Source organism: Kitasatospora sp. NPDC050463 (assembly GCF_040655255.1).
In the GTDB taxonomy this organism is placed as follows: Bacteria; Actinomycetota; Actinomycetes; order Streptomycetales; family Streptomycetaceae; genus Kitasatospora.
Map to the genome: position 1 here is coordinate 26819 of NZ_JBFAJO010000021.1, position 12513 is coordinate 39331.

Sequence of the window (12513 nt, forward strand, 5' to 3'; positions counted from 1 at the left end):
GGGGCACCGGAGGACTTGAGCGGGTCACCAGAGGAAGGTGCCGATCCGCTCCCGCAGCGCGGCCGCGTCCAGGCCGTAGGCGGTCAGGTGCTCCGCGATCGAGCCGTAGTGCCGGTGCTCCTCGCGCGGCACCCCGAGGGCGAGCACCCGGTGCGGCCGGTCCACCAGCGCCGCGTGCGCCTCGCCGGCGGACGTCCCGGCCAGGTAGGGCTCGACCAGCACCACGTCCGCGCGCCCGTGGACGGCCGCCCGGAGCCCGGCCGCGTCGAACGGCCGCACGGTGGCCGCGTACAGCACCGACACGTCCAGGCCCTCGGTGGCCGCCAGCACGGCGTCCAGCATCGGGCCGACCGCGAGCACCAGGCCCTTCGAACCCCGGCGCACGACGGTGAACCGGCCCGCCTCGACGGGCACCGCCGCCGTGTTCCGGTGCTCGGAGAGGCGCACGTACACGTTGCGGTCGCCGTCGGCCACCGCGTGCCGCAGCAGTTGCTCCGCCTCGTCCGGGTGGCCCGGCACATGGACCGTCCAGTCCGGCAGGGTGTCCAGCAGCGCGACGTCGCCCGGCGCCATGTGGGTACGGCCGCCGGCGGGCCAGTCGTAGGAGCCGGCGGCGCTCACCAGCACCGCGCCGACGCCCTGGTGCACGAGGTCCAACTTGACCTGCTCGAAGGGCCGTTCGATCAGGAAGCTGGCGAAGGTGTGGGCGATCGGCCGCATCCCGGCGAGCGCCAGACCGCCGGCCGCGCCGATCAGCAGCTGCTCGCGGATGCCCACGTTGACCACCCGGTCGGGGTGGCGCTCGGCCGCCGGGGCGAAGCCGGCGGCGCTGATGTCGGCCAGCACGACGGCCAGCCGGGGGTCGTCGTCGAGCAGCCGGGTGGTCACGTCGAGGAAGCGCTCGCGCATGGTGTCCATGGGTGGTGAAGTCCCTTACTGGTCGGAGGTCCTGGTGGTGGTCGGGGCGGGCACGGCGCTCAGTGCCCCTTGGGCTCCACCCGGGCGACCACCACCCGCGGGCGCCCCGGGTGCTCGGTGGTGAAGGCCGCGTACAGCGCCTCGTGATCGCGCCCGTCCACGGTCTCGGCCGACCAGCCCTCGGCGGCGAAGCGCGCCGCGATGCCGCCCCGCCACCCGTGCGTGGCCGAGGAGTTGTCGATGACGACGGCGTGCAGCCGGTCCAGCCCGTACGCGCCGGCGAAGGCCACCGCCTCGTGGTTCGAGCCCTCGTCGAACTCCGCGTCCCCGAGCAGGACCCAGACCGCCGGGTCGGTGAGCCCCTGGGCCCGCAGCCCGAGCGCGGAGCCGACCGCCAGCGGCAGGCCGTGTCCGAGCGAGCCGGAGCTGATCTCCACTCCGGGGACGAGCGTGCGGTCCGGGTGGTGGCCGAGCGGCGAGTCGTAGGCGCCGAAGCTCGGCAGGAGTTCCGGGTCGATGAAGCCCTTGGCCGCCAGCACCGCGTAGTACGCCATCGGGCCGTGGCCCTTGGAGAGCAGGAAGCGGTCGCGCTCCGGGGCGTCCGCGGTGCCCGGGGTGACGCGCAGGACGCGGTCGTACAGCACCCAGAGGACGTCCAGCGTGGAGGTGGCGGCGGGGCCGTGCTTCTCGGCGCCGGCCATCAGGCCCATCAGGCCCGTGAGCTCCCCGAAGGACGTGGCGGTGCGGGTGTTCGTCGTCATACCCACGATGCTGCAACTTGAAGTTGACTTGAAGTCAAGCAGCTACAGTGTGCGTCATGACCGCTCCCGCATCCGCCCGCGGCGAGGCCCCCGGCGCCGCCACCGACACCTCCGCCGGCGCCTCCACCGGCGCCTCCAGCGGACCGAGCCGGCACGACCTGCTCACCATCGGCCAGCTCTCCGAGCGCAGCGGCCTCGCCACCTCCGCGCTGCGCTACTACGAGAAGCTCGACCTGATCCACGCCACCCGCACCGCCGGCGGCCAGCGCCGCTACATCCGCGCCACGCTGCGCCGGGTCGCCTTCATCCGCGCCGCCCAGCGCGTCGGCCTCTCCCTCGACGAGGCCAAGGTCGCCCTGGACCGCCTCCCCGAGCACCGCGCCCCCACCGGCGCCGAGTGGGACGGCGTCGCCCTGTCCTGGCAGAGCCGGATCGACGAGCAGATCGCCGAGCTGGAGCGACTCAAGGCCAAGCTCACCGGCTGCATCGGCTGCGGCTGCCTCTCGCTCTCCCGCTGCGCCCTGTACAACGCCGCCGACCGCGCGGCCGCCGCCGGCCCCGGCGCCCGTTACCTGCTCACCCGCGACCCGGCCACCGGCCCCGAACCCGCCCCCGACGAACCGCGGACCGCCGGCCCCTGACCGCCGACCGTCCCGGGAGCGCCGCCGGGGCGGCACTCGGCGTGCGAGCAGGCGGTCGAGGTCGGCGCGGCACCGCGCCGCGGGCACCGGGCCCGGTGACGTCGAGCGCCGGCCAGCTGCGGCGGCCCACCGGCGCGCCGTGGTTCGTACGCGCCATCGCGTGCAATTGCGCACCATCGCAAGACTCTTGTGATCACAGAGGGAGGTGGCAGACTGTGACTCGACGTCAACCGAGAGGCAGCCATCAGAGTGGACAGTCCGACTGTGCTGCGGCGCAGGCTCGGCTCCGAGCTGCGACGACTGCGAGAGCGCACCGGGCTCCGGGCGAAGTCCGCCGCCGACACCCTGCAGTTCAGCGCGACGAAGATCTCGCGGATCGAGTCCGGTCAGACCACGCTGAAGGAGTCGGACGTTCGCGCCATGCTCGAACTGTACGGCGTCACGGACGAAGCGGAACTGCGCCAGTTCGTCTCGCTCACCCGCCGGAGCACTCAGCGAGGCTGGTGGCACGACTACGGGGACGCCCTCCCCGAGTGGTTCCAGACGTACGTCGGCATGGAAGCCGACGTCTCACGCATCCGTGCCTACGAGACCGAGTTGATCCCCGGCCTGCTGCAGACGCCGGACTACGCCCGCGCCATGTTCCAGATCTCGCCGTCGGAACAGGGGCAAGGAGAGATCGAACGTCGCGTCAAGCTCCGGATCCAGCGTCAAGAGGTCTTTCAACGCCCCGATCCACCGATCGTCCGGGCGGTTCTCAACGAGTCCGTCCTGCGCCGACCGGTCGGTGGGGCGGAGGTCATGGGCGCGCAGGTGCTGCACCTCATCGAGTTGGCGCAGAAGTCCGGCGTCACGGTTCAGGTGCTTCCGTTCAGCGCCGGCACACACCCCTCCATGAGCATGGCCTTCCACATCCTCTCCTTCGCCGACGCACCCGGCGACATCGTCTACGTCGAGGCCCTGACGAGCAGCCTGTACATGGAGAAGGAGTCGGACATCGCCCGCCATGAACTCGTGTTCGACCAGCTCGCGGCGACCGCGTTGAACGCTGAGGATTCCCTGTCCTGGATGCACAGGCTGGCTACCGAGGGGTACGGACATGACGAGTGACCTGACATGGCGCAAGAGCAGCTTCAGCGGCAGTGAGGGCGGGAACTGCGTCGAGGTCGCGGACGGCGTGCCCGACACGGTGCCGGTCCGGGACAGCAAGGATCCGCACGGCCCCTCCCTCGCCTTCACCGCCGACGCCTGGCGGTCCTTCGTCGCCGCCCTGCACACCGGCGAACTCCCGCACCACTCCTGACAGTCGGCGCGGGGCGGGTGCGGACGCCCGCTGTGATCTACTGCCGGTCATGCCGCTGCTGATGCTGGATCTCGACAACACCCTGATCGACCGCGACGCCGCCTTCCTGGCCTCCGCCCGGGCGTTCCTGGCCGAGCACCGCCTGCCCGCCGCAGACCTCGGCTGGATCGCGGAGCTCGACGCCGGCGGGTACACGCCGGACGACCGGATGGCCGCGGCCATCGCCGACCGGTACGGGAGTTCGGCGCCCACGAGCGCCGTCGACGCCCTGCTCCACAACGGCGGCGCCGATCTCGTGGTGCTGGCCGAATCCACCCGCCGGGCCCTGGCCCGGGCGCGGGCCGACGGGTGGACGTGCGTCATCGTCACCAACGGCGCCACCGTGCAGCAGGAGGCGAAGATCCGCCGCACCGGGCTCGACCGGATCGTCCAGGGCTGGGTGGTCTCCGAGGCCATCGGCCACAAGAAGCCCGGGCCGGAGATCTTCCGCGCCGCGGCCGAGGCGGTCGGGCACCCGCTGTCCGGCGCCTGGATGGTCGGCGACTCGGCGCACGCCGACATCGCGGGCGCGCACGCGCTCGGCCTGCGCAGCGTCTGGGTGTCGGCCGGCCGGCCGTGGGCACAGGACGCGTACCGGCCCACCCTGGTCGCCGAGGACGTCGCCACCGCGATCGGCCACGCCGTCGGCGGCGCGACCGCACAACGGTGACGGTCCGGAAAGCTTTACCTTCCGCTGAAGAACGCGACCCCCTGCCGCCCCCCGGAACGCCCCCTCGGAAGCCTCCGAAGGCACTGCCGCCGGGCGGACGCACCGGGGCGCGAGGGGTGGGTCCGGGGGCCGCACGACGGGGTGCGGACACCGCCCTCGCGGGCTTTCGACCCACCCCCGATCGACCCGTCAAGTAGCTTCTGACCAGCCACTTCCCCCTCCATGGCGACTAGAATTCAGGGGAGCGGACGGCACGGCGTCCGCCCGTGGAAGGGAAGCAATGCACCGCGACATCCGCACCACCGAAGACGTCCTGCGCATGCTGGACCAGCTCTTCCTCCCCGATGCCGACCGGTGGACGGAGCGCGCCTCCGACTGGTGGGACCAGTTCTACGCGGACCGTTCCTCGCAGCGCCCGTTCTTCGTCCCCAAGCCCGACGAGAACCTGGTCTCCTATCTGGACCGCGGACTGCTCGCCCCCGGCCGCGCCCTGGACCTCGGCGCCGGCCCCGGACGCAACGCCATCCACCTCGCCTCGCGCGGCTTCGAAGTGGACGCCGTCGACCTCTCCCCCACCGCCGTCGCGTGGGCCGAGGAGCGGGCCCGCGAGGCCGGAGTCGACGTCCGCTTCCACTGCGGCAACATCTTCGACGCCGAACTCCCGCTCCGGCAGTACGACGTGGTGTACGACTCCGGCTGCCTGCACCACCTCCCGCCGCACCGCCGGATCAGCTACCTCGCCCTCCTGGACCGCGTGTTGAAGCCCGGCGGGCACCTCGTCGTCAACGCCTTCGCGGCCGGTGCCATGGGCTCCGAACTCCCCGACGAGGAGCTCTACCGCAACGGCCGGCTTGACGGCGGCCTCGCCTACACGCCCGACGAACTACGGCATGTCTTCTCCGAGTTCACCGAGATCGAGATCCGCCCGATGGAGCCCCAGGGCCCCGACTCGCCACTCTTCGGCATACCGGTACTGCTGACCGCGCTGTTCCGGCGCCCGGCCCCGTAGGCGAGGCGCATCGAACGCCGGGCAGGTTCGGGGTGTCCGCTCCTCGCGAGGAGCACGCCGGGACCACCGCCCCCGCCGGTAGCGCCAGGCGCCCCGGTCCGGTCGATCCCGTGCATCCGGCACGGGATCGACCGGACCGCCCTACCGCCCAGGGCGCGGTGGTCGGGGCCTCACCCCCGCGCCGCTACCTCGCTACGTCGCGCCGCCGCTACGCCACGAAGGCGAGCGGCATCACGCGCCCACCGTCGGTCAGCAGCGTCGCCACCGCGCTCACCGCGCCGGTGGTGAGGTCGACCTTCAGGACGAGTACCCGGCTGCCCTGGTTCTCCGAGCCGTGCTGGACCGTGGTGTACGCCGCGTTGCCGGCACGGTCCACCACGAACGCCTCCTCCTGGACGGCGGGCCCCCACAGCTGCTCGGGAATCGTGGCGAGCGGCTTGAGCGCGATGCGCGGGTGGGCCGGGTCGGCGTTGTCCACCGTGGCGAGCGCGAGCTCCCGCCCGTCGGCACTGAGGACCTGGCGGTCACCCACCAGCGCCTTGGGGCTGATCGCTCCGCCGCTCACCTCCGCGACCGGGTTGGCGGCGAGCGTGGCCACCGGGCCGACGCGGACGGTCCGCTGCTCGTCCGCGGCGACGGTCAGCGAACCGTCGGCGTTGGCCACCGCCCGCTTCGCCACCTGCGCGGAGACCACCCGGCCGCCGAGGAAGGCGAGTGCCTCGGGGGCCCGTACACCGATCCCCTCCACCGGGTGCTCGCCGGTGCCGTCCGGGCGGACGGCCCGCAGGCGCCCGTCGGCCGCCGGACCGCTCGACTCGGACCAGTGCACGACCTCGCCGCTGACCGGGTCGACGACCGGCGCGCTCTGGCGGGCGCCCGCACCGGCCGCCGGCGGACCGGAGATGTCCTTGAGGTCGGTGGGGCCGCCCTGGCCGAGCACGGAGACGTGCGGCTCACCGGGGTGGGCCACGTCCTGGAACCCGTACTGCGCGGTGCCGACCATGCCGGCGAAGCCGGCGGTGAAGCCGGCCGGGGCCGCACAGCCGCGGAAGTTGGTCGGCGGCTTGGCGAGCCCGTTGTCGACGGCGAAGCTGCGCACCTTCGTCGCCGCGCCGTCCGCGCCGACGGCGACCAGGACGCAGCGCTCGTCCGGCGTGCCCGCGCGCGTGCTCACCGAGAGCACCAGTCCCTTGGCCTCGGTGGCGGCGGGCAGCGCGTCGAGGAGCACCTTCTCCGGGAACCGCACCCCGGTCGTCGGCGCCCCGGTGGCCGCCGTGGCACTGGCGGTGGCCTCCCCGGTGCCCCCGCCGGCGCTCTGGCACGCCGTCGACGCCAGCAGCGGCGCGGCGACCGCCGCCAGGACAGCCCTGCGCAAGGGCGTCATGCCCCCCACCTCCACCCGTTCGGTTTCGGGCCCAGGGTAGCCGGACCCGAAACCGGGGCACGCGGCGGCAGCCGCAGTCAGCCCAGTGGTGGTAGGGAGCGAGGGGCGCCGCAATGCGCTTGCTGACGGTGTCGGAGTCCCCCGGGGGCGTCGCCCTCCCTGGTCGTGGTGACGGCGATGGCGATCCGGTCGACCGGCAGGTAGGCCGGGACGGCGGCGTAGCCGGCGAAGGCTGGGTGCTGCACCACCCAGCCGTTCGCCACGGTGACGCCGAGCCCGAAGTGCCGCGCCTCACTGTTGAAGCCCGGCAGGCAGACGGTCTCCGGACAGGTCCGGGCGGGCCCGGGGTGCCCCGTCCGTCCGCCGCGACGGCCGTGCCGCTCCCGCGGGCCGGCCTCGGTCGCCGATGGCCTACGGTGGGCACCGAAGGAGTGAGACATGACCGATGATCAGATGATGAACTTGGCTTCGGCACAGGCGCATTCACAGCTGCGCGCCGCCGGGAAACCATTCGCCGACCGGGTCGGCGACCTGGTCCGGGCCTGGAAGGCCGACGGCCGCAACCCGGACCGGCTGGTGACCGGCAGACCGTTCTTCGCCCTGTACTGCTGGCACCTGCAGACCACCCGCGACGGCCGGGCACCCGATGCGGCCACCGCGGCGTACGTGGCGAGCGCCCACCGGGCGAATGGCGGGGAGTCCGGCTGGAACACCGTCCTGAGCGACCGGGCGCACTGCTCCTGCCACGGCGACCGCTGGCGGCTGGAGAACCTCTCGATCTGCCTCGGCTGCCTGGAGTACGTCTGCTACGAGTTCAACGGGCCGTGCTGCGCCGGCGCGCCGATCGTCGGCTGAACCGGGGCGTCGGCTGAACCGGGGCGCCCGGGGAGACCACCGACCGAGCACCCGACCGAGCACCCGACCGGGCGCCCCACCGGCCGTCAGCCGCCCAGCAGCCGGGCCAGCAGCGCCGCCGGACCCTCCGGCAGGCTGCCGTGCACCAGTTCCGTCCGGTGGACCAGCCGCGGCTCCCGGACCGGAACGGCGACCACGCCCGGCGCACCTTCCGCCACCGCCGCGGGCAGCACCGCCAGCCCGTGCCCTGCCGCGACCAGCGCGAGCAGCCCCCGCACGTCGGTGCCCAGATAACGGACGGCGGGCCGGAAGCCGTCGACGGCGGTGGCGGCACGCAGCCGGGCGGCGGAGGGCGCGAGGTCGGGGGCCTCCAGCCAGCGGGCGGCGGAGAGGTCCGCCAGCACCAGGCCCCGGTGGCCGGCCAGCGGGTGGCCGGTGGGGAGTGCGACGGCCACCGGCTGCTCGTCCACCGCGACCGTGCTCAGCGGGCCGACGTCGGGCAGCGGCAGCGGGTCGCTGGGGGCGGCGAGACCGTCGATCAGGGCGAGGTCCACCTCGCCGGTGGCGATCAGCGCGGGCAGGGCCTGCTGCGCCACCGCCCGGACCACGAGGTCGACCCGGGGGTGGGCCCGGCGCACGTCGCCCAGCGCGCGCCCGAGCGCCGCGCCGACCGCCAGCGGGGTGGCACCGACCGTCAGGCGGGCGCTGGGGGCGCCGGCCAGGCGGGCGACGTCCGCGCGCGCCGCGTCCAGCCGGACGAGCAGCGGCCCGGCGTGCTCCAGCAGCCGCACGCCGGCCTCGGTCGGGCCGACCGGGCGGCGGAGCAGCAGGCCGGTGCCGAGGTCCGCCTCCAGGGCCGCGATCTGCTGCGAGACGGCCGACTGGGTGTAGCCGAGGTCGCGGGCCGCTTCGGAGAAGGATCCGAGGCGGACCACGGTGACGAAGGTACGCAGCTGCTGCGGATCCACGAGTATCAGATCCTCTGATCGAAGGGTCAGAAATCATCGTTGGCGCTGATGCCCAACGCGGGGTCAGGATAGCCGCATGACCTACCCGACCCCGCGCATCGCCCTCGTCGGCGACCGCTCCCCCGCCGTCCGCTCGCACGCCCGCATCCCCGGCCTGCTCGACGCCCTCGCCACCCGCGACCAGCTCGTGCTGGACGCCTACTGGATCCCCACCGAGGACGCCGAGGCACCCGGCGCCCTCGACGGCTTCGACGCGATCTGGCTGCTCCCGGGCAGCCCCTACCGCAGCGAGGCGGGCGCCGTGGCCGCCGTCCGCACCGCCCGCGAGCGCGGCATCCCCTTCCTCGGCACCTGCGCCGGCTTCCAGCACGCGGTGCTGGAGTACGCCCGCAACGTCTGCGGGATCGGCGGCGCCGCGCACGGCGAGAGCCACCCGGCGGAGGACGACCTGGTCATCGTGCCGCTCAGCTGCTCACTGGTCGGGCACGAGGGTCAGGTGGAGATCACGCCGGGCTCGCTCGCCGAGCGCGTCCTCGGGACGACCCGCACGCTGGAGCGGTACCACTGCGCGTACGGGCTGAACTCCGCCTACCTGGACCGGCTGCGCGCGGGCGGGCTGCGGTTCAGCGGGGTGGACGACGACGGCGACCTCCGGGTGCTCGAACTCCCCGGGCACCCGTTCTTCCTCGCCTCGCTGTTCCAGCCCGAGCTGGCCGGCGACGGCACCCTCGCCCACCCCGTCCTCCGCGCCCTCGCCGCCGCCGCGGTCTCGCACGCGAACGCCCGGGACACCACCGCTGAAGGAGCACGCGCATGACCACCGAGATCGCCGGGGTGAGGATCCCCGACAGCAGCCTCGCCGCCGAGGCCACCGAGCTCGTCCGGGACACCTCCACCGAACTGCTCTACCACCACTCGCGCAGGGTCTACCTCTTCGGCGCCCTCCAGGGGCAGCGCCGCGGCCTCGCCTTCGACACCGAACTGCTCTACCTGGCCGCGATGTTCCACGACCTCGGCCTCGCCCCCGAACACCGGACCTCCGGGCGGCGGTTCGAGATCGACGGCGCCGAGGCCGCCGCCGCGTTCCTCCGCGCCCACCAGGTGCCGGAGCAGCGGATCCGCCTGGTCTGGGAGGCCATCGCCCTGCACACGACGCCCGGCATCCCGGAGCACCTGGAGCCGGAGATCGCCCTCACCACGGCCGGCGTGGAGCTGGACGTGCTCGGCATCGGCTACCACGACGTCACCGACGAGGCCCGGGACGCGGTGGCCGCCGCCCACCCCCGGCCGGGCTTCAAACGCGCCATCCTGCGCGCCTTCCACGAGGGCATCGCGCCCAAGCCGGAGAGCGCCTTCGGCAACGTCAAGGCGGACGTCCTGGCCAGGTTCGACCCGGAGTTCGAGCGGACCGACTTCGTCGACGTGATCGAGAACTCCGCCTGGCCGGAGTGACCGCCGCCCGACTCACATCGGGAGCGAGCGCAGCCGCACCGGCCCTTCGGGCCAGGCGGCATCCTCGTGCAGCGGCGTCCACATCGTCCGCAGCGGCATGACCACCACCCGCCCCTCGGGCTGCTCCACGTGCACGTCCCCGGCCAGCTCCCGGAAGCCGAGCCGCCGGTAGAGCGCGACCAGCGGCGGACGGCAGAACAGCAGCGCGTACCGCGGGCCCAGTGTCCGCGCGTGGTCCAGGGCCGCGCCGACCACCGTACGCGCCAGGCCCCGGCCCCGGGCATCGGCGGCGACGGCCACCCCGCCGACGCCCATCACCTCCAGGTCGACACCACCCACCGTGAACGGCAGCCGCCGGAGGCCGGTGTGGGCGAGCAGCCGGCCGTCCTCCCCGTGGACACCGAAGTGGATCTCCTTGGGCAGGAAGGTCAGCCCGGTGTGCGCGACACCGTACGGATCGGGGCCGTCGCCGAGGATCTCGGCCTGCTCGGCCCGGCCGTACTCGGCGAGGCGGACGACTGCGGGAGTCAGGTGATCAGCCATTGCCCCATGATCGCCGGTGCACGGGTGATCTGGCCAGATCAGGCCTGACGGGACTTCAGCTCGGCCCAGACCCCGTCGACCCGGGGGGCGAGCGCCTCCAGCGGGCCGCTGTTGTCGATCACGAGGTCCGCGACGGCCAGCCGGTCGGCCCGGGTGGCCTGGGCGGCCATCCGGGCCCGGGCCTCCTGCTCGGTCATCCCGCGCAGCCTGACCAGCCGGTCGATCCGCACCTCGTCCTCGGCGTCGACCACCAGCACCAGGTCGTACAGCGGGGCGAGACCGTTCTCCGCCAGCAGCGGGACATCGTGCACCACTACCGCGTCCGGGGCCGCGGCCGCCTCCAGCTCGGCGGAGCGGGCCCGGACCAGCGGGTGGACGATCGCGTTCAGCGCCCGCAGCCGCTCGGGGTCGGCGAAGACCACGGCACCGAGCGCGGGCCGGTCCAGCGAACCGTCCGGCCGCAGCACGCCCTCGCCGAACTCGGCCACCACGGCCTTGAGCCCTTCCGTACCGGGGGCGACCACCTCGCGGGCGATCACGTCCGAGTCCACGATCACGGCGCCGTGGGCGGCGAGCAGCCGCGACACCTCGCTCTTGCCCGCGCCGATGCCGCCCGTCAGTCCGATCTTCAGCATGGCGTCAGGCTACCGGCGCGGCCCGGTCGCGGTCAGCCCCGCCCTGCTCCGACCGGGCTCAGCCCAGGTCGAGGCTCTCGCCCTCGCCGAGGGTCCGCAGCTCGGCGCCCGTCCCCGGGCCACCGGGGCCGACCAGGCGGGTGTGCACCGCCAGGCCCGCCGGGCTGAGCACCGCGTCGTGGATCGGCAGCGCCTGTCGGGGGCCCGCCTCCCGGACGTAGTCGATCAGCTCGGACACCTTGGTCCACGGCGCGGCGATCGGCAGCAGCAGCGTCTCCACCACGTGCGGCGGCACGGTGAGGGCGTCACCGGGGTGGAAGAGCCGGCCGTCGAAGAGGAAGCCGATGTTCTTCACCAGCGGGATCTCCGGGTGGATCACCGCATGCCACTCGCCGTGCACGGAGACATCGATCCCGCCGATCTCGAAGGCGTCGCCCTCGCCGACCACCGCCACCCGCTGCGCGACGCCGTCCAGTTGCGCGGCGACCGCGGCGTTGGTCCAGACCCGCAGGGCCGGGTCGGCCGCCAGCGCGGCGCGCAGCCGGGCCTCCTCGAAGTGGTCGACGTGCTCGTGGGTGATCAGCACCGCGTCCGCGCCGGTGAAGGCGGCGGGGTCGGTGAACATCCCGGGGTCGACGACGACGGTGGTGTCGCCGTGCTCCAGGCGAACGCAGGCATGTCCGAACTTGGTGATTCGCATGGGGAAACAGTACAGCAAGACTGCGCAGTTCAGCTGTACACCATGACGATAGGCTTCTCCCATGACCAGCGACACCACCGACCCCAGTGACACCACCAACACCACCAACAACAGCGACACCACCGACACCGGCCCCGCACCGCACCCGGAGACCCTCGAACTCGCCGCCGACCTCCGCGCCGCCGTCGGCGACCTGGTCCGCGCGATCCGGCCCGGCGACACCCTCCCCCAGAACCAGGCCGGCGTCCTCGGCCTGCTGATCCGCGACGGGCGCGCCCTCACCGTCAGCGAACTGGCCACCCGCCAGCGCGTCCGCCACCAGTCGATGGCCCGCACCGTCGCCCTGCTCACCGAAGCCGGCCTGGTCACCCAGGAGCCGCATGCCACGGACGGCCGCAAACTGCTGATCACCCCCACCGAGGCCGGCCGCGCCGCCCTGGCCGAGCAGCGCGCCCGCCGCGAGGCCCGGATCGCCACAGCCATCGAGGCCCGCCTCACCCCCGAGGAACAGGAGACCCTCCGCCGCGCCGTCGCCCTGCTGCGCCGCCTGCCCTGAGGAACGCGGACCGGCCGGTCGAACAACCGCCCCGGACCGCACCGGACAACTCCACCGGCCCGGACCGATTCTGACGCCC

At 73.8% G+C, this 12513-nt stretch carries 17 protein-coding genes; 9 read left to right on the forward strand and 8 right to left on the reverse strand.

What is annotated here, in order from left to right:
* Positions 1 to 24 precede the first annotated feature (24 nt).
* Both AB0J08_RS15765 and AB0J08_RS15770 read right to left on the reverse strand, forming a co-directional pair.
* Positions 25 to 918, reverse strand: a complete 894-nt coding sequence (locus AB0J08_RS15765) for a transketolase C-terminal domain-containing protein (protein ID WP_360633114.1) — start codon at positions 916 to 918, stop codon at positions 25 to 27.
* A gap of 59 nt (positions 919 to 977) precedes the next feature.
* On the reverse strand, positions 978 to 1679 hold the full coding sequence (locus AB0J08_RS15770) for a transketolase (protein WP_360633117.1): 702 nt from the start codon (positions 1677 to 1679) through the stop codon (positions 978 to 980).
* 56 nt (positions 1680 to 1735) lie between these two features.
* On the opposite strand from AB0J08_RS15770, the gene soxR reads away from it, so the two are divergent.
* From soxR to AB0J08_RS15795, 5 genes are all read left to right on the forward strand, one after another.
* Positions 1736 to 2320: a redox-sensitive transcriptional activator SoxR gene (soxR, locus tag AB0J08_RS15775; protein WP_360633120.1), complete on the forward strand. Its 585-nt coding sequence runs from the start codon at positions 1736 to 1738 to the stop codon at positions 2318 to 2320.
* A gap of 249 nt (positions 2321 to 2569) precedes the next feature.
* Positions 2570 to 3430 carry a helix-turn-helix transcriptional regulator gene (locus tag AB0J08_RS15780; protein WP_360633123.1) on the forward strand — a complete coding sequence of 287 codons (861 nt, stop codon included), beginning with the start codon at positions 2570 to 2572 and terminating at the stop codon, positions 3428 to 3430.
* Positions 3420 to 3623 carry a DUF397 domain-containing protein gene (locus AB0J08_RS15785; protein WP_360633126.1) on the forward strand — a complete coding sequence of 68 codons (204 nt, stop codon included), beginning with the start codon at positions 3420 to 3422 and terminating at the stop codon, positions 3621 to 3623. Before AB0J08_RS15780 ends, AB0J08_RS15785 begins: the two co-directional genes overlap by 11 nt.
* A 49-nt stretch (positions 3624 to 3672) precedes the next feature.
* A complete protein-coding gene (locus tag AB0J08_RS15790; protein WP_360633129.1) occupies positions 3673 to 4332 on the forward strand; it encodes an HAD family hydrolase in 660 nt (219 codons plus the stop codon).
* Between the two features lie 280 nt (positions 4333 to 4612).
* Entirely contained in the window at positions 4613 to 5341 is a 729-nt protein-coding gene (locus AB0J08_RS15795; protein WP_360633132.1) for a class I SAM-dependent methyltransferase, read from the forward strand.
* 208 nt (positions 5342 to 5549) lie between these two features.
* On the opposite strand, the gene AB0J08_RS15800 is transcribed toward AB0J08_RS15795, so the two are convergent.
* A complete protein-coding gene (locus tag AB0J08_RS15800; protein WP_360633135.1) occupies positions 5550 to 6725 on the reverse strand; it encodes a hypothetical protein in 1176 nt (391 codons plus the stop codon).
* A 77-nt stretch (positions 6726 to 6802) separates the two neighbouring features.
* Positions 6803 to 7165 (reverse strand): hypothetical protein, encoded by a 363-nt coding sequence (locus AB0J08_RS15805; RefSeq protein WP_360633138.1) that lies wholly within the window; start codon positions 7163 to 7165, stop codon positions 6803 to 6805.
* Between AB0J08_RS15805 and AB0J08_RS15810 the strand changes: the two genes are divergently transcribed.
* On the forward strand, positions 7164 to 7580 hold the full coding sequence (locus tag AB0J08_RS15810; RefSeq protein ID WP_360633141.1) for a hypothetical protein: 417 nt from the start codon (positions 7164 to 7166) through the stop codon (positions 7578 to 7580). The two genes, AB0J08_RS15805 and AB0J08_RS15810, sit on opposite strands and share 2 nt — an antisense overlap.
* A gap of 86 nt (positions 7581 to 7666) precedes the next feature.
* Here the strand turns inward: AB0J08_RS15810 and AB0J08_RS15815 are convergent, their stop codons facing one another.
* Positions 7667 to 8548 (reverse strand): LysR family transcriptional regulator, encoded by an 882-nt coding sequence (locus AB0J08_RS15815; protein ID WP_360633144.1) that lies wholly within the window; start codon positions 8546 to 8548, stop codon positions 7667 to 7669.
* Positions 8549 to 8624: 76 nt separating this feature from the next.
* On the opposite strand from AB0J08_RS15815, the gene AB0J08_RS15820 reads away from it, so the two are divergent.
* Positions 8625 to 9365 (forward strand): hypothetical protein, encoded by a 741-nt coding sequence (locus tag AB0J08_RS15820; protein WP_360633147.1) that lies wholly within the window; start codon positions 8625 to 8627, stop codon positions 9363 to 9365.
* The gene (locus tag AB0J08_RS15825) at positions 9362 to 10000 is read left to right on the forward strand and encodes an HD domain-containing protein (protein WP_360633150.1); all 639 of its coding nucleotides are present in this window, start codon (positions 9362 to 9364) and stop codon (positions 9998 to 10000) included. The genes AB0J08_RS15820 and AB0J08_RS15825 overlap by 4 nt, the downstream gene beginning before the upstream one ends.
* A gap of 12 nt (positions 10001 to 10012) precedes the next feature.
* Here the strand turns inward: AB0J08_RS15825 and AB0J08_RS15830 are convergent, their stop codons facing one another.
* From AB0J08_RS15830 to AB0J08_RS15840, 3 genes are read right to left on the reverse strand one after another with little or no spacing between them, the layout of a single operon-like run.
* On the reverse strand, positions 10013 to 10543 hold the full coding sequence (locus AB0J08_RS15830; RefSeq protein WP_360633153.1) for a GNAT family N-acetyltransferase: 531 nt from the start codon (positions 10541 to 10543) through the stop codon (positions 10013 to 10015).
* A 38-nt stretch (positions 10544 to 10581) separates the two neighbouring features.
* The gene (gene coaE, locus AB0J08_RS15835; protein ID WP_360633156.1) at positions 10582 to 11178 is read right to left on the reverse strand and encodes a dephospho-CoA kinase; all 597 of its coding nucleotides are present in this window, start codon (positions 11176 to 11178) and stop codon (positions 10582 to 10584) included.
* A gap of 58 nt (positions 11179 to 11236) precedes the next feature.
* Positions 11237 to 11878 (reverse strand): MBL fold metallo-hydrolase, encoded by a 642-nt coding sequence (locus AB0J08_RS15840; RefSeq protein WP_360633159.1) that lies wholly within the window; start codon positions 11876 to 11878, stop codon positions 11237 to 11239.
* Positions 11879 to 11939: 61 nt separating this feature from the next.
* Here AB0J08_RS15840 and AB0J08_RS15845 point away from each other — a divergent pair, with 61 nt between their 5' ends.
* A complete protein-coding gene (locus AB0J08_RS15845) occupies positions 11940 to 12434 on the forward strand; it encodes a MarR family transcriptional regulator (RefSeq protein ID WP_360633162.1) in 495 nt (164 codons plus the stop codon).
* Positions 12435 to 12513: the final 79 nt, after the last annotated feature.